The organism is Vreelandella sedimenti, assembly GCF_013416325.1.
Classification (GTDB): domain Bacteria; phylum Pseudomonadota; class Gammaproteobacteria; order Pseudomonadales; family Halomonadaceae; genus Vreelandella; species Vreelandella sedimenti.
In genome coordinates this window covers 1-16,238 of the sequence record NZ_JACCGK010000011.1, presented here as the reverse complement: position 1 = coordinate 16,238, position 16,238 = coordinate 1, and the positions used below count along the sequence as shown (strand labels likewise).

The following is a 16,238-nucleotide window of genomic DNA, read 5'->3' as shown; positions in this document are numbered from 1 at the left end:
ATGCAAACGAATTTAGAACTGTCAAAAAGCCCCAACGATGTGCCCGAGCTTCAAAGAACGAAGTGCCCTGAACTACCTCCTTCGGATTATATTTGGGATCAAGATACCTTTCGCCACATAGGTCAAGGAAGCGTTAAAATGGCGAAGGCTCTATCCGTACTTAATTTTGAAACAAAAGAGTCCTTCAAGAAATCTATGCTTGAATTCTCGGCTAAGGGTGACTACGCGCCGAGCATGATTCTCCCTATAGTAAGTGCGATTAACAAATCGTTGAAAGGCGCTGAAGTAAGCTCACTCGATACAGCCTGGGTTGCACTAGCAATAAAAATCCCTTCATTCATGACCGCGTTCGGTGCTATCAAGAATTTCTTTATTTTTTGGAAAGCGCGCGATCCTATGGCAATTAGCGAAGATGCCCTGCAGCTTCTCTCAATAGTGAAGGTTCGCTTGGGCCGACGGTTCAATGTGCTATCAGACGATCCTGAGAAGAGTTGGCTGACTGATGAGGAGTATGAGGCGCTACTTGCCAGCGTATGGCGAAACTACCAGAACGACCTATTCTCAACGAGTGACACTCTCATGCTGCTGCTATCAATGCAGTACGCACGCAGGCCTTTGCAGCTTGCTCACTTAAAAATCTCAGACTTTCGGATCGCAGCGCCTGACGATAGCTCAGGTTTAAGTGGAATGGTAGTCAGCTTTCCAGGCGTAAAGGATTTGAGTGCCGAAACCGGATTTCGCAGCAGTAAGTTCGAGCATCATCCTGTGCCAGACCACATATGGAAGCTATTCGAGATTCAACGCGAGGAGATACGCACCCTTTTCGAGTTAAAACTTTGTATTTGCCTATCCGATTCCGAGATTGAGATGCTTCCTGTATTTACGACATCAGACCGTCTAACTGGTGCCGTATCCAAACTGACGGAACATTATAGGTTCGACTGGCGTACTAATCTCGATCATCAGCAATTTCACATGAAGTCGGCGGGCGTTTCACAGGTACTGTCTTGGCGGCCTACAGGGCGCAGAAAGACCGTCCCACCGTTCAGCCACCGCACTGGCCTACCAATCGTGGTTAATGCAACGCGTCTTCGTCACACCCGCGCTCGCCAACTGGCTCGGAAAGGAGTAGCCCGGCACGTCCTCTCCCATTGGATGGGACATACACACGAGAGAAGCCTTCTTCAGTACTACAATGATCCAGCAGAAGATGCTCGCAAACTGGACGAGGCGATAGCGCCGGCACTGATGCCCCTTGCGATGGCATTCGCTGGCAACCTTATCGATAATGAGGATCAAGCCAGTCGCCACAACGACCCGATAAGCCGACTCGAATTTGCAAAAGGCAGCGAATTAAAAAATGTCGGCAACTGTGGGAAGCAAAGTTTTTGTTCTACCACCTCTATCCCCATCCCCTGCTACCGCTGCAGATATTTCGAGCCGCTGGTGACGTCCCCCCATGAGGAAGTGTTGGAAGCGCTACTGATAAGACAGGAGGAAGAAAGCCGGGCGCTACACATCGGTGGAGCAAGAAATCTGCTCATTCCCATCGATCTCTCAGCTGATATTCTCGCGGTGCAGAACTGTATCGACCGTTGCAATACACGCAAGATAGAGCTGGGGATTGCATAATGTCCCAGATAATACAATTCACTCCAAAGAAAGGGCTAACCGCTCATAAAAATTTGCAAGACTTGATCACGTTATCACGTGACCATCTAGTCCTTTGGGCTGACCAACCTGGCTTCTCCTGGAAAAACAACCGTTGGCCCACGCTTCACGGAAATATCAGGTTCATCAACCATGAGCACCGGAGCCTACATCCGAGTAAAACGCCCGAGTCGCACCAATTGATGCATCCGGCGTTCATTGAGCTCGCCAAGGCGTATCTACGTTACCGCCATACGGTTAAACCGCATAAAGCCATAGCTCGTGAGATGGCAGCCATTCGCATCTTAGAAGTAGTGCTCAGAACAGATATGGGCACTCCTGATATCACTAGAGTAGATCAGCGCCATTTTGATCAAGCGATGTCTATACTACGGCCGGTGAAACACCGCCAGTCCACCGCTACTGAGTTGCTGAACATATTAAAAACCCTCGCCGACTACTACATAGTGACCAGCAGCGCTCATTACTGGATTCAACCCTACGTCGGTACATCCTCGTACGCGTATACCAACGGTGCCTACGCAGATGCTGAGACAAAATCGGCAAAGCTCCCTAACCAAGATGCCCTTATTGCAATCTCAGAGGTATTTAAGCGAGGCTACACTCAAAAGCTTGATGATGTTGACACGATGGTTACTAGCATCACTTGTCTCTTAATAAGCACACCAATGCGGATCAGTGAGACCTTAAGGCTGCGAGTCGACTGCCTGCAAGATGGAACTGATAAGGACGGTAAAATTCAGCACCACCTAAACTATTGGACACCGAAAATCAAAGAGTTCGTTCCCAAGCCAATTCCAGCCATCATGGCGCCTAACGCCGTGGAGGCTGTGGAGCGGCTAAAGTGCATTACAGAAGAGGGACGCCGACTAGCTCGCTACATGGAAAGTAATCCGACAAAATTTTACCGCCATGAGAACTGCCCTGAGGTTTCAGATGATCAAGAGCTAACGCCGGATCAGATGGTAGCAGCGCTAGGATTTCTGAACACCAAAGGCTGTCAAATCTTTATGCAAAGACGCACAGGCAGTTACGCACTTACCGGATTCACACTTAATTCCCTTTGGAAAATCGTTCTAGATGAGCACCGACTGCTGAACCCTCACTTTCCTTATCAGCAACCAATCGATAGCAACAGCAATAAACCGCTCAAAATGTCGGAGTCATTAATGTGCTGCCGACGCTTCCAATTTGGGGTTCGCAACAGCACTAGCCCCGTCCTTTTGTCCCCTTTCAACCAAAGCTATTTTGCGGGTCGTTTGAAGGCTCCGTCCGAGGGGCGCCAAAAGTTAATGTGCTTTTTCTCCCGACATGGTTATGAGGCAACGAAGCTCAACTCGCACAGCCTTCGCCACCTGCTAAACCGCCTTGCACGTAGCTGCGGGGTAGCTATTGATACCATCACCATCTGGAGCAGCCGCGATTCCGCCGAATCAACCCTCACCTATCTAAATGATGATTCGCAGGAAGCGGCAAGCAAAGGGGCCGTACTTCTGGGGATGCAACAAGATCAGACACACAAGGTGCCGATCACCAACGAAGAGGCGGAGATTCAAAGCCAAGGGCCATTTCATAGGAGCCGGTACGGATTGTGTCGTCGATCATGGCGTGCTGGGCCGTGTAACCGCTTCGCCGACTGCCTCAATTGCTCAGAGCTACTGATTTGCAAAGGCGACAAGCTTGCAGTGGGAGCCGTAGCTAAGGACCGTGAGCATCTGGTTCGGACGCTCAATGCAGCCAAGGCTGCTGTCGACAACGGCGAACGTACTGCCTCGCGCTGGATGCAGGTGGCCGAGCCTCAGATTGAGCGCCTCAATCAGCTTTTAAACATCCTCGAAGACGCTAGCATCCCTGATGGCAGCCCTATTGAGCTAACCGATAGTACGAACTTTAGCCATGAACAGGTAATTATTGATGATAAAGCCGCATCGGCAGGCGTAAAGCTGCTGGACAGGAAGGAGCTGGGTATCGAGTACGGCAATGAGCTGCTGGCCTGCCTTGATCTACTGAGAAGCCCCGACAATGCCTAAGGCGATTACCGACTCACAGCTAAAAAAAATGGCGAAGATGATCCGCGATTGGCCCCAGCAAGAGGCGTTCAACTGGAACAACATCTGCACTGCCTCAAGAAGCATCCTGGGCTATGTGCCGACCCGCCAAGCACTCTCCGCCAAGCTAATGCTGAAGAACGCTTACCAGGTCAAAAAGAAGCAGCAAAAAGACGCAATCGCCAAGGTGGAGGGTGTTCCAAGGCCCCAAAGCATGCTGGACGCGATGGACAAGATTGCGCGGCTACAGCAAGAGAACGATGCACTCAGGGCTGAAGTAGCCAATATGGCTGAGATTGCCCAGCGCTTCATCTACAACGCCAGCATTGCTGGTCTCTCCCAACAGAGGCTAATGGAGCCTCTTCCTAAGGCCCGGCGCGACTAGGCCAAGTAAGGGCAATAATATGGCAAACGGAAAAGCACTAGCCGCAGCAAACATAGCCAAGTTCGAGGTGTGGGCTGCAGAACGCCAGACCGCCGGCGACTGGCCCGACTATATGCGGCAAGGTCAACTCAACCGCACTGAGGTTGCTGCTGAGCTTGGCTTTGCTAAGTCCGTGCTGCGCCAGAACCCAGCGGTGAAAGCCGCCCTGGAGGCCCTGGAAGCGCGCTTGCGCGCTGAGGGCACCCTTCCTAGCAAGGGAGAGAAATCGCCGCAGACTCAAGATGAGGCGGCCTCGGCGTCAGTAGATCGGCGTGTTGTCACGATCAACAACCGCACCGAGCAGCGCGTAAATGCACTCGAAGAGCAGAATGCTGCCCTACGCGCTGAAGTGCGAGAGCTGCGCGAGCAGCTCAAGCGCTACCGGCTGATTGATGACCACCTCGCCCAGACAGGGCGCATGGTGCGGCCATGACAGATCTTTCGGTTGAACTGACCATCACGTCCGTCCTGAGTCGAGGAGTGCGCGGTGGCGTCATTATGGCCGGTGTCGATACCGAAGGGCGTCGCTACGTTGCGCGCTGTAGCTGGACGCTTATATCCGACGCATCCTTTCCTTGCAAAGGCCAGCGCTGGGAGCTGCGTGGTGCGCTAAGCACCTTTAATCATGAGCAGCAAATCGAAGCCGTACACGCCGAGCTACTGCGACCATCGGGCAAAAACATGATCGCCTGGATTGCCGGCTGTTCGGACATTCCTGGCGTGGGCCAGGTCAAGGCGCAGAAGCTCTACGACTGCTTCGGGCCTGACCTAGTGTCGCTCATCGAACAGAAGGATATAGATGCCCTGAGCGCTGTTGTCAGCCCCGAAGCGGCAGATCTGCTGTGCCATGCCCTTGAGAAATACCAAGTTGCGCAAACGCTGGTCTGGCTCGATCAAGTGGGCATGCAGCGGCGGATCGGCCAGAAAGTAGTCGACTGTTATGTCGAGAAGGCGCGGGAGAAAATCGAGGACAACCCCTATGCGCTGATCAGCTTTGAGGCTCACTGGAAGACGGTTGATGCTCTGGCGCAGCGTCATTTTGGCGTGACTGAAAATGATCCAAGACGGCTTGAGGCAGCGGTTGAAGAGACACTTTACCGGGGCCTCAAGAACGGTCACACCTGCTTGCCGGAAAAGGAGGTCAAGCGCCGACTTAATACGTTGCTCGGTGACAAAGATCTGACTGAGGAGGCGCTGGCCATCGGCGAGAGCAGTCAGTACAGGAAGGTTGGCGACCTCTATCAACCGACCGGCACCTATCTGATCGAGTTTGGGATCGTCCAGCGCCTATCGCGCATGGCCGCTGGCGAAGTGGCCCAACAACCGTCAATGTTCATGGCGAACGAGGTCGATCATGACACAGTGAAGGTGGCTGTTTATGAGTATGAGTGCGCGCAGGGCTTTGCGCTCTCAACCGAGCAGCGCCAAGCCGTATTTTGCAGCGTAAGCACCCCTCTCAGCTTAATTCTGGGCGGTGCTGGCACTGGCAAGACCACGGTACTAAAGGCGCTCTACGAAGCGCTAGAGGCCGTGCAGCCTGGCGTTGCCATCCATCAGCTTGCACTTGCGGGGCGTGCCGCTCAACGCATGGAAGAGGCGACAGGACGCGAGAGCCGCACGATTTCCGCCTTTCTCGCGCAGGCTGCCGAAGTGCCGCTCGGCATTGATGCGGTGGTCATCGTTGATGAGGTGTCGATGGTGGATGCCATTCTCTTCTATCGGCTCCTGCGTGACATTCCGCCGGGCACAAGACTGATCCTGGTCGGCGACCCAAGCCAGCTCCCGCCAATTGGCCCTGGTCTTGTCCTGCACGCACTCACTGGTCACCCAGCCATTGCCCAAACAGAGCTAAAAGTGGTCAAGCGGCAGTCGGATACAAGCGGGATTCTGCCTGTAGCTGCGGCTGTTCGTGGGCATACTATTCCCGAGTATGCGACCTATCAGGAGCGAGGCAGTGGCGTATCATTCATTGACTGCTCGGAATATTCGCTCGATGAAGCCGTAGTGCGGCTCTACGAGGAGCTTGGCGGCAATGGTGCAGACTACAGCGTTCAGATTCTCTCTACTACACGCAGCGGCCAGGGCGGTGTTCAACATCTGAACCAGCGCTTGCATGACTGCTATCGACGTGGTGACACGCCAGTTTGCTGCGTCGACCCGCAATTCGGCGTAGTGCCCGCCAAGTCACTTGAATATGTGCCATTCAAGGTCGGTGATCTGGTCATCTTCACCAAGAACGACTACACGCTTGGGCTGCGCAATGGTTCGTTGGGCCGGATCATTGAGGCGCTGCCTGTCGTGGATGCAGAGAGTGACTGCTGTCGGGTCGATTTCGAAGGCGTTGAGTACACGTTGAAGACCACGCAACTTGAATCGCTCAGTCACGCCTATGCAATCACCGTTCACAAGTCGCAGGGGTCACAATTCTCGCGAGTCATCGTGCCGATTCGTCGGTCGCGCCTGCTCGACCAGGCCTTGATCTACACCGCAATCACCCGTGCAGTGGATCAGGTCGTACTTATCGGGAATCGGGAGGAAGCGGCCGCAAGCATTCTCGCCCCGGCCTCCGCTGCACGACGGTACATTTCGCTGCCTGAGCTCTTGAAGAATTCACACATGGAGCAAAGAACTATCTGATATTTCAAGAGCGTCGGCAGGACAGTAAGCGCTTTAATCCAAGCACTATTTTGTCGTGAAGATATCAGCAGGAAGGTGTTAATTTTAGTTCTTCGTAACCGAGGGCCGGGTGTGAAATTGACCCTTCCTGTTGCATGAGGATAATACGTCTGTCATCGCTAAAACCATTTACCACGGACACGAACTAAGTCCAGGGGCTGATGATGGTATTTCGCCGCATTCAGTGGCTTGGCAATCCCCCCATTTTTGGCGGGATTACCATTTAGAGCTGACCCATAAACACCTGAAAGCCACGAGTGGTATAGGTTTCTCAACAGAGTATGGATTACACATCATGTACGATGGTATGTAATTTCTCATCCCACCTGATAGCCAATGTGCCCTCTATGCCAACAGTTCAGATCACTGACTCCATCCATTCGACAGCACCTCGGCTTGCTTGAGTATCAATTCCACCGCCTCTATGGCCTTGTCAGGCGGGTACTTATAGCGTTGCAGCGTGCGCCTAACAAGAATGCGGAGCTTCGCTCGTACGCTTTCGCGTACCTGCCAGTCGACGGTTGTGGACTTGCGTAGCTTGTCGGTGATTTCGACCGCGATCTTTTTCAGCGTCTCGTCGCCAAGTTCACGCACGGCACTTTCGTTATTGGCCAGCGCATCGTAGAAGGCGACCTCGTCCGGGGTCAGGCCCAATGCCGCGTCGCGTTCCAGTTCCGCTTTGAACTGCTTGGCCATGGCGATCAGCTCTTCAATCACCTGCGCGGTCTCGATGCCCCGGTTGTTGTACCTGCGCAGTGTTTCCTGCAGGCGGTCGCCGTACTTCTTCTCTTGTACAACGTTGCTGCGGGTCTTAGCCTTGATATCGTCTTTCAGCAGTTTTTCCAGCAGCTCGACCGCGAAATTTTTGTACGGCATTTGGCGGACATCTTCGAGAAACTCATCGGACAGCAGACCGATGTTGGGCTTGTCGAGACCACATAGCGCAAACACGTCAGTAACACCTTCAGAGACCAGTGCATTGTCCAGAATTTGCTTGAGTGCCGTGTTCTTCTCGTCTTCGGTGAGCTTGCGGTCAACGCTGGTGAACTTGGTAATGGCGGCCTTCATGGCTGATAGGAAGGCGATCTCTTTGTGCAGGTCGCGGGCTTCATCGAGGGTGCTGCATAAGGAGTAGGCCTTGTTCATGGCCAGCACGGTATCGAGGAAACGCTTCTTGCCATCCTCCAGCCCCAGTATGTAGTTGGCTGCCGGTACCAGCAGCTTGTTGGGGTGGTCTTCAAAGCCTCTGTAGTCGAAGCCTTCGCCCTTCGGGCCTTTGGCGAACATGCTGTGGATGATATCGAGCTTTTCCAATAGCACGGCGTAGGCCTCTTCCGCGCTGTGGGCGGGCTGACCTTTACCTTTGGCGTCGGTGTAGGTCTTCAGCGCCTGCTTCAGCTCATTGGCAATACCGATGTAGTCGACCACCAAGCCGCCCGGCTTGTTCTTGAACACCCGGTTCACGCGGGCAATGGCCTGCATCAGGTTATGGCCTTTCATGGGCTTGTCGATGTACATGGTATGGCAGCAAGGTGCATCGAAACCGGTCAGCCACATATCCCGCACGATCACCAGCTTGAGCGGGTCATCAGGGTTTTTAAAACGCTTCTCCAGCCGCTTCTTGGTCTGCTTGTTGTAAATATGCGGCTGTATTAGGGGTTTATCCGACGCCGAGCCGGTCATGACGATCTTGATAGCGCCCTTTTCCGGGTCGGCGTCGTGCCACTCGGGCCTAAGGGCGGAGATTTCGTTGTACAAGTGAGCGCAAATGTCCCGGCTCATGGCCACGATCATGGCTTTGCCTTCGATAGACGCGCTGCGCGTCTCGAAGTGGTTGACCAGATCAGCGGCGACTTCCTTCAAACGCGGCCCGGCCCCGACTAGCTTTTCCAGCTGGCTCCACATGCCTTTGGCGCGCTCGCGCGTGCCGACGTCTTCCTCATCCTCGAAGACCTCTTCGACTTGGTCCGACAGCGCTTCGATATCTTCGCGATTGATGTCCAGCTTGGCCAAGCGCGATTCGTAATAAATCGGTACCGTTGCCCCGTCATCGACGGCGTCTTGTATGTCGTAGACCGAGACGTAGTCGCCGAATACCGCGCGAGTGTCCTTGTCTTCGCTCGCGATGGGTGTGCCGGTAAAGCCAATGAACGACGCGTTAGGTACGGCGTCACGCATGTGCTTGGCATAGCCGAATTTGTAGCTGCCGTCCTTTTTGAGCGTGGCCTTCAAACCGTACTGGCTGCGGTGGGCTTCGTCGGAGATCACCACGATATTGTGTCGATCGTTGAGGATGGGGTGCCCAACTTCTCCTTCCAGCAGCGCAAATTTCTGCACCGTGGTGAAAATAATGCCGCCCGACTCGCGCTCAGCGAGCATTTGGCGCAGCTCATCCCGATCGTGGGCCTGAACCGGTGTCTGCTTCAACAGTTCTTTGGCGTTGCTGAAGGTGGCGAAGAGCTGGCCGTCGAGGTCGTTGCGGTCCGTGACGATGAGCAGCGTCGGGTTGTGCATTTCCGGCTGCTGCAGCAGTTTGCCCGCGTAGCAGCACATAGAGATGCTCTTGCCGGAGCCTTGGGTATGCCAGACGACCCCAGCTTTCTTGCTGCCCGGCTTCAGCTCATCGCCATAAGTGGCGCGTCTTTCGCCCTGTGTGTTCTCCTTCGGTGCTTGTGCCGCGATCACGGTGGCATGCACGGCTTCGCGCACGGCATGGAACTGGTGGTACCCGGCGATTTTCTTGATGAGCCGGTCAGCGACGGTCTCAAACAACACGAAGTAACGGACGTAATCCAGCAGCCGCTCGCGATCGAAAAAGCCGCGCACCATGGTCTCCAGTTCCCACTCCAGCAGTGGCTTGTCGTCTTCATGCTTGATGGTGCGCCATGGCATGTAGCGCTCTTGACTGACGGTGAGCGAACCCAAGCGCGCGTTGAAACCATCGCTGATAACGATAGCTTCGTTGTACACGAACAGCTCGCTGACTTCGTCTTTGTAGGTCTGAATCTGGTTGTAGGCATCCCAGATATCGACGTTTTCCGCGTTGGGGCTTTTTAGCTCCAGCACCGCGAGTGGCAGGCCGTTGATGAAGCACACGACATCAGGCCGCCGCAGTTGTTTGGTGCCTTCAATGGTGAACTGATTGACGGCGCGGAAGCGGTTTTCACCTATATGGGTGAAGTCGATCAAAAACGCCCGGTCGTGAACCTCGTCATCGCCATCTTTGTACTTCACCGGCACACCATCGAGCAGCAAGCGGTGGAAAGCGCGATTGCTAATGGTGAGGTCGAGGCTTTCGGGTTTGCTGACCTGCGCGACCACCTGTTCCAACGCATCCTCGGGTAGGTGGGGGTTAATACGCTTTACGGCCTGCTCAATGTCGCCTAACAGCAGCACCTGCCGGTAATCACGGCGCTCCGGTTGCGTCCCGTCAGGGGCAATGTCCGGCCCGTTGACGACGTCCCAGCCGTTATCGGCGAACCATTCGAGGCACGTTTGCTCCAGTTGATCCTCGGTCATCCCTTGCTCCCTGTTCCGTTGCTACCGCCTTCAGCACGGGTTATATCTATCATTGGACATGCCCTGAAGCGGCGTTATGCTTGTCGGAAATATGCTCGGCGCCTCTTCACAGTCTTCTGTGTACGCGCCGGTTCTCGTTTTTGTCTCTTAAGCGTTTTCCGCGTCTCAGTCGTTAGCGACCTCAACGGCCTTGAATGTTTTGTGCTTGAGCTTTTGGTTGATGGTTTTAAGCGGATCGCGCAGTGCGACTTCGAGCTGCGTCATGTGGGTAACCAGCCACTGGATCATCTCCGGCCAGTTGGCCTTGTCGTAGCCGTCCACGGCCTTGGCGTATTGAATTCGGCAGGCTTTCTTGTTGTACAACGGAAGCCAGACCAATAGGTGGCCAAAGGCCGCCTCGATCTCGTCCTTCTGCGCTTCCAAGCGCTCAAAAACGAAGGTGTTAGCCTCGGCCTGACTGTTTTGCAGGCTCAAGCCGACGCGAACCTCGTTTTTTCCGAAGATCAGTTGGTACGGCATCCCTCTGATACCGGAGCCTGCGCTAAGCCAGTGATCCTTGGCAGGGCTGATATTGTTGTACAACGCACAGTTGCTGTGGCTGAAGGCCTCTAGTGTCTGCTCCCAGAAGGCCAAGCGTAAGGTATGGCGTTGTTTCTGTTCGGTGTCAGCACTTTTCTCTTCGTCCTCTTTAGCGACCATGCCGATCATGAACTCGCTGGATTCAGGAGTCGGAATAATCTGTTCAACGTTGAGAAACAGCTCGTTACCGGCCTGATAGGGCGTTACCTTGAAGCACTGGCAGGCAATGCCGAACTGGCTTAGCCATAGCGCGGTGTTGGTGACTTCCTTGCGGTAACGGGCCGCGACGAAGATCAGCCGCTGGGTCTTGATGCGGTTGATCTGGGCGGCTTCCAGCCCATCGACCTCCAGAAACTCGATAAGGCTGTCGGCGGCATTGGCAGGTGGTTGTCCGGTTTCCTGCGCTTTCTGGTTGAGGTAGCGCTGGTAGATGTCGACGACCTGCGATTTGCTCAGGTTAGCACAGTACCCGGCGTACTTGAGCGCCTGCCAGATCACGTCACGTCCGGTGTCGTCGAGCTTGTTCTCGATGATCACCAAGTTGCCGTCTTTATCGACCGCCAGCAGGTCCAACCGCTCGCGCGTGTCGTCGAAGCCGTCGAACTCCTTCTGGATGATCAGCAGCTCTTCGCCGTCGCCCTGTGCCAGCGCCTGCGGGCAGTTTTCCAGCCACTCCTGCAGGTGTTTGCGTTCGGTAAAGCCCAGCTCGCCGAAGCGCTTGGCTTCCAGTGGCGCGATGCGGTTTTGGGTGGAGTCGATTTTATACATGGGCCACGTCCTGAGGCTCGGCTTGCGCCTCGTCGGCGTCTGGCAGCGTCAGCTCGCCCGAGAGTAGCTTGGGGAGCAAGGTGTCACGCAGCTCGCTGAGAGCGCGGGACCCGCGAAAGTTGGACTCTATCGCTGAATAGAACGGTACGACATGCTGGGAGTAGGCTTTGACCACATTAGCGGAAGGCACTACCAACGGAATGACTTTAAAATTTTTCTTGCTGATTTCCGCGAACGTGGTGCCACTCGCCATGCCTTTTATCTCAGGCATGAAAGCGGCGCACCACTGAACAACAAACTCCGGTGACAGGCGATGCTCGCACTTCATGGCAATGTAGCCTTGGTTAACCGCTAAAGGCGTTTTTGCCAGTGCCAAATAGCCGACAGGGGCACGAGAGGACATCAGTACGGTATCGACCGGTAACAGCCCTGAACTAATTTTGGCGAGTCCTACCGAGGTAATCTTGCGCTCGGTATCAATCAGCACCTTGTCGGGCAAGTTCGACAGGTCTTTAGGGGTCGTCCAATGAATGTGGCCATCCTCCCAATACTCAGGCTTTTTGGTTGATGGAGTGCCGCCACCAACAACCGTTACCTCATCGCCAATCTGGCTGACTTCCCACCCCTCCGGTATCTCGCCCAGCTCGCTGTCCTGCATCGCTAAGGGGAATAGCGCGGCGGTGGCACGCAGCTCGGCATAGCGTTCAGGCTGTTCGGCGCTTAGCGTGACCAACTGATCCGTTGTTTTGCCTGATACCGCCTCCATGGCGGCAAGTAGCGCATCCTCATCGCTGCCGCCCGCTTCCAACGCTGCGGCCTTGACCTTCACCGGCTCGAAGTCGACAAACCAGCTCTTGAACAGGGCTTGGGCCATCTGTTCGAGGGTTTGGTTGATGCGGTGGTTGAGCTGGAATTTGCTATCCAAGCAATCTAGCGTATCAGCTATTTTTTGCTGCTCTACAATTGTTGGGACAACTACACTCAACGTCCTCTGAGAAGTTATTGGAACTTGGTTTCGTGTAGTCTGGCTCATGACAGCAGCCAGTTGGTTTTGAAACTCTCGGCCGGAAAAATAAGCAGCTAAATACCCCGGTAGTAGCTTGCTAGTGTCCAACCTGTAATGTGTCAGAGAAGTTCCAATGAGAACTCTCTCCTCAATGTTCGGAACAATGGCAACTCGTCCCACAGTTGCATTATGGGAAAGCAATACATCACCCTTTTTCAAAAAGCCAAAAGTAAACTTGTCTGCTTTCTCCTCCGAAAGTCGTGGCGCACTTTCAAAATCAATATTCCCGGAGTCATCAAGGAGTTTTGCGGTAAGGAAGAGAACTCCTTCGTTACCAAACTCTGCCGCACGAGGGTATTTTGAGCCATGGTTGCCATCTTTATGAGCCGTAATGACACCGCGATCAATCAAGCTGCCGATAGTGACCCGAGGCCAATTAGAGCTCATACCCCAGCCCTCCAAGGTTGCGCTTGATCTTAGCTTCCAGCCGCTCTCTCTCGTCAAACTGCTCGCGAAGTTGCTCGGTCAGGTTTGCCATTTTCTCGGCGAAGGGTACACCGTCGTCTTCCACGTCAGCCGCACCCACGTAGCGCCCCGGCGTCAGCACAAAGTCGTGCTTCTGGATGTCAGTGAGCTTGGCGGATTTACAGATCCCGGCGACGTCCTCGTAACTCTCGTCGCGTTGCCACGCGTGGAAGGTGTCCGCGACCTTAGCGATGTCTTCAGCGGCGAAGTCACGCAGTACGCGATCCTTCATGTAGCCCAGTTGGCGAGCGTCGATGAACAGTACCTCGCCCTTACGCGCGCGCTTTTTCACCCCGTTAGGTGATAAGCCGCCGGTCTTGTCCTTGGTCAGGAACCAGATGCACGCGGGGATCTGCGTGTTGGTGAACAGCTGCCCCGGCAGCGCGACCATGCATTCCACCAGATCCTCTTCCACCAGCCGCTTGCGAATCTCGCCTTCGTTGTTGTTATTGGAGCTCATGGAGCCGTTGGACAACAGCAGTGCCATGCTGCCCGCTGGGCGAAGGTGGTACAGCATGTGCTGCAGCCACGCGAAGTTGGCGTTATTTTTCGGCGGCGTGCCGTACTTCCAACGCGCATCCTCAGCGAGCGATTCACTCCACCAGTCCTTCATGTTGAACGGCGGGTTGGCCATCACGAAGTCAGCGCGTAGGTCGGGATGCTGATCGTTCAGGAAGGTGTCGGCGTTTTTCTTGCCGAAATTGAAATCGAGCCCCCGAATGGCCATGTTCATGGCTGCCAAGCGCCATGTTGTGGGGTTGGATTCCTGTCCGTAGACGGAGATGTGTTTGCGCTGCTCAGCAGCGTCGTAGTGCCATTCTTTGGCGTGTTCCTCGATGAACTTGTCATTGGAGACGAAAAAGCCCCCGGAGCCCATGGCCGGGTCATACACGCGCCCGCTGTATGGTTCCAGCATTTCCACGATCAGCGAGACGATGCTCTTCGGCGTGTAATACTGCCCACCCTGCTTGCCTTCGGCCAAAGCGAACTGCCCGAGGAAGTATTCGTAGACGTGTCCGAGAATGTCCTTACTCTGCAGGCTGAGCTTTTGCCCTTCGTATTCAGGCGTAGAGAACGAGGTGTTGGAGAACGAGTTGATCAGACCGATCAGCTTGTCATCCTCCACCTGAAAACGGCTGATGCTGTTCAAGATGCCCTTGAGCTTGGGGTTGGAGTGCTCGATGGCCTCCAGGGCATTGTCAATCAGCCACGACACCGAACGCAGCTTGACGTCATTGCCAGTGGCGTCCCGCCACAGCACCGAGCCAGTCGGCAGCGCGGCTTTTGATTTCAGCGTGTTCCAGCGCGCTTCCTTGGGTACCCAAAACACGTTAGCTTCGCGATAGTAGTCAAGCACCTCTAGCTCTTCGTCCAGCGACTGTTCGTATTCGTCGTCGCTATTGAAGTCTTCACGCGGCAGGTAATAGATATTGTCGTCGTTGTCCTGCTGAAACAGCTCGCGTAGCTCACGCTGGCGTTCCTCGAAGGCGTCAGAGACATACTTCAGGAAGATAAGCCCCAGCACCACGTGCTTGTAGTTAGCTGCGTCGAGGTTGGCTCTGAGCTTGTCCGCCGCCTTCCAGAGCTTGTCATCCAGCTCCTTGAGAAATTGCTGTTCCGTGGTGTTCATAAACTCTCTCTTGGGATAGGCATTACAAAGAGAAGCCTTCACGTTTCAGCGAGGCGTTCAGTGTTGTTCGGCTTACTTTAAAATGTTTGGCAACTTCAGTTTTTGTCATCATCGGGTCAGCGAGCAGTGCGGCTGCTTTTTTTGTATCAGATGTCGACATCGCTGGTCGCCTGCCACCTTTGCGACCACGCGCACGTGCGGCAGCGAGACCCGCCTTAGTGCGTTCAGTTATCAAGCTGTGTTCAAACTCGGCTAGCGCACCAAAAATGTGGAATACCAGCTTGCCGCCCGCGTTGGTCGTATCAATCGCTTCCGTCAGTGAGCGAAACCCGATGCCGCGTTGTTGAAGATCTTCGATGATTTCAACCAGGTTTTTAAGTGACCGGGCGAGGCGATCCAACTTCCAGACTACCAGGGTATCGCCTTTGCGCAGGGTCGATAAACACTGCGTTAGCTGGGGTCGCTCCCTGAGTTTACCCGTCACCTTCTCTTCAAAAACTTGCTCACAAGCGGCCTTGCTGAGAGCGTCAAGCTGAAGCTCCGCGTGTTGATCCTGGGTACTGACCCGTGCGTAACCGATGATCATAAGAAAAGGTACCTAATTTGTTCATAGATAGTTGTACGGGTTTATGATCAACAAAACAAGAGAATTAGGGCTTTTTTAGGGAGTTTAGTTGACGTTCAACAAACGGTCATAAAGTTAACACGCATGCGCATTTTTCTAACGAGCCTTACGAGAATAAAAGCATGTACCCCTTTTCTATCAGTAAATTAGGCACCTGTTGGCAAGGTGGGGCTTCCCAGAAAAACGCGCATGCGCATGAATAAAACTGTTAGGCTTCAGAACCAGCAACTCAACGTTAGGAGTTTTATATGAACAAGAAAGACAGAATCGCTATTGTGGTAAGTATTTTGTATTTCCTATTTCCACTCGCAGTTTTATTCGAAGGTTCTAGCGATGCACCTATTGCGGCCTTAGTCTTCATGTCTCCTTTGATTGCTTATTGGGGTTACCGATTTATCAAAAACGACATTAGCTTTTTGAAAAATAGCGCAAAGGACGATTTATGATATTCATTCTCAACATACGTCGGGTTAATGAAAAAGATCTATCCTCATCTAACCCTTTCTTGCCCGAAGCTGATGACTACGATATGTATTTGGGTGCACTTCGCGACGACCTTACACAAATAGACGAAATTATTGAGGTTACTCAAAATGATTCATCGTTATGTATCGAGACCAGTGAATCAATTAGCGAAGAAGAGTTAAAGAAGCGTATAAAACCTATCTTCACCGAGGACTTAATGAAATGTCTTCGATATGTGTCGTTGGTTAAATCGTAACTTGGGTATCAAGCCTAATCGGGTAGCCGGGGGTGTCTAGCCCCCA

11 protein-coding genes and 1 pseudogene are annotated in these 16,238 nt (G+C 53.7%); 6 read left to right on the top strand and 6 right to left on the bottom strand.

Features of this window, described 5'->3' with window-relative positions; genetic code table 11:
- The 5 genes from HZU72_RS13190 to HZU72_RS13170 are packed head-to-tail and all read left to right on the top strand — an operon-like array spanning position 1 to position 6,780.
- A complete protein-coding gene (locus HZU72_RS13190; protein ID WP_180092840.1) occupies positions 1–1,632 on the top strand; it encodes a site-specific integrase in 1,632 nt (543 codons plus the stop codon).
- Entirely contained in the window at positions 1,632–3,701 is a 2,070-nt protein-coding gene (locus tag HZU72_RS13185; RefSeq protein ID WP_180092837.1) for a site-specific integrase, read from the top strand. Before HZU72_RS13190 ends, HZU72_RS13185 begins: the two co-directional genes overlap by 1 nt.
- The gene (locus tag HZU72_RS13180) at positions 3,694–4,104 is read left to right on the top strand and encodes a hypothetical protein (RefSeq protein WP_180092834.1); all 411 of its coding nucleotides are present in this window, start codon (positions 3,694–3,696) and stop codon (positions 4,102–4,104) included. Before HZU72_RS13185 ends, HZU72_RS13180 begins: the two co-directional genes overlap by 8 nt.
- Before the next feature lie 19 nt (positions 4,105–4,123).
- Positions 4,124–4,576, top strand: coding sequence for a VPA1267 family protein (locus tag HZU72_RS13175; RefSeq protein WP_180092831.1), 453 nt, complete (start codon positions 4,124–4,126; stop codon positions 4,574–4,576).
- A gap of 47 nt (positions 4,577–4,623) precedes the next feature.
- Positions 4,624–6,780 carry an AAA family ATPase gene (locus HZU72_RS13170; RefSeq protein WP_180092828.1) on the top strand — a complete coding sequence of 719 codons (2,157 nt, stop codon included), beginning with the start codon at positions 4,624–4,626 and terminating at the stop codon, positions 6,778–6,780.
- Positions 6,781–7,182: 402 nt separating this feature from the next.
- On the opposite strand, the gene HZU72_RS13165 is transcribed toward HZU72_RS13170, so the two are convergent.
- From HZU72_RS13165 to HZU72_RS13145, 6 genes and pseudogenes are all read right to left on the bottom strand, one after another.
- The gene (locus HZU72_RS13165; RefSeq protein WP_180092825.1) at positions 7,183–10,338 is read right to left on the bottom strand and encodes a type I restriction endonuclease subunit R; all 3,156 of its coding nucleotides are present in this window, start codon (positions 10,336–10,338) and stop codon (positions 7,183–7,185) included.
- 165 nt (positions 10,339–10,503) lie between these two features.
- Positions 10,504–11,685 (bottom strand): DUF4268 domain-containing protein, encoded by a 1,182-nt coding sequence (locus HZU72_RS13160; RefSeq protein ID WP_180092823.1) that lies wholly within the window; start codon positions 11,683–11,685, stop codon positions 10,504–10,506.
- Entirely contained in the window at positions 11,678–12,610 is a 933-nt protein-coding gene (locus tag HZU72_RS24220; RefSeq protein ID WP_235976113.1) for a restriction endonuclease subunit S, read from the bottom strand. Before HZU72_RS24220 ends, HZU72_RS13160 begins: the two co-directional genes overlap by 8 nt.
- Before the next feature lie 9 nt (positions 12,611–12,619).
- Positions 12,620–13,138 (bottom strand): annotated as a pseudogene (locus HZU72_RS24215) (restriction endonuclease subunit S); the annotation flags it as partial.
- Complete coding sequence (locus HZU72_RS13150; RefSeq protein ID WP_180092819.1) at positions 13,128–14,846, bottom strand: class I SAM-dependent DNA methyltransferase; 1,719 nt, start codon at positions 14,844–14,846, stop codon at positions 13,128–13,130. The gene HZU72_RS13150 and the pseudogene HZU72_RS24215, both read right to left, overlap by 11 nt.
- 22 nt (positions 14,847–14,868) lie before the next feature.
- Positions 14,869–15,432, bottom strand: a complete 564-nt coding sequence (locus tag HZU72_RS13145; RefSeq protein ID WP_180092817.1) for a recombinase family protein — start codon at positions 15,430–15,432, stop codon at positions 14,869–14,871.
- Between the two features lie 287 nt (positions 15,433–15,719).
- Between HZU72_RS13145 and HZU72_RS13140 the strand changes: the two genes are divergently transcribed.
- A complete protein-coding gene (locus HZU72_RS13140) occupies positions 15,720–15,917 on the top strand; it encodes a hypothetical protein (RefSeq protein WP_180092814.1) in 198 nt (65 codons plus the stop codon).
- The last annotated feature ends 321 nt before the right edge of the window (positions 15,918–16,238 follow it).

Bases quoted from the DNA above. Each gene is read 5' to 3' on its own strand.
- HZU72_RS13190 (WP_180092840.1), top strand. From the start codon at position 1: ATGCAAACGAATTTAGAACTGTCAAAAAGCCCCAACGATGTGCCCGAG.
- HZU72_RS13185 (WP_180092837.1), top strand. From the start codon at position 1,632: ATGTCCCAGATAATACAATTCACTCCAAAGAAAGGGCTAACCGCTCAT.
- HZU72_RS13180 (WP_180092834.1), top strand. From the start codon at position 3,694: ATGCCTAAGGCGATTACCGACTCACAGCTAAAAAAAATGGCGAAGATG.
- HZU72_RS13175 (WP_180092831.1), top strand. From the start codon at position 4,124: ATGGCAAACGGAAAAGCACTAGCCGCAGCAAACATAGCCAAGTTCGAG.
- HZU72_RS13165 (WP_180092825.1), bottom strand. From the start codon at position 10,338: ATGACCGAGGATCAACTGGAGCAAACGTGCCTCGAATGGTTCGCCGAT.
- HZU72_RS13160 (WP_180092823.1), bottom strand. From the start codon at position 11,685: ATGTATAAAATCGACTCCACCCAAAACCGCATCGCGCCACTGGAAGCC.
- HZU72_RS13150 (WP_180092819.1), bottom strand. From the start codon at position 14,846: ATGAACACCACGGAACAGCAATTTCTCAAGGAGCTGGATGACAAGCTC.
- HZU72_RS13145 (WP_180092817.1), bottom strand. From the start codon at position 15,432: ATGATCATCGGTTACGCACGGGTCAGTACCCAGGATCAACACGCGGAG.
- HZU72_RS13140 (WP_180092814.1), top strand. From the start codon at position 15,720: ATGAACAAGAAAGACAGAATCGCTATTGTGGTAAGTATTTTGTATTTC.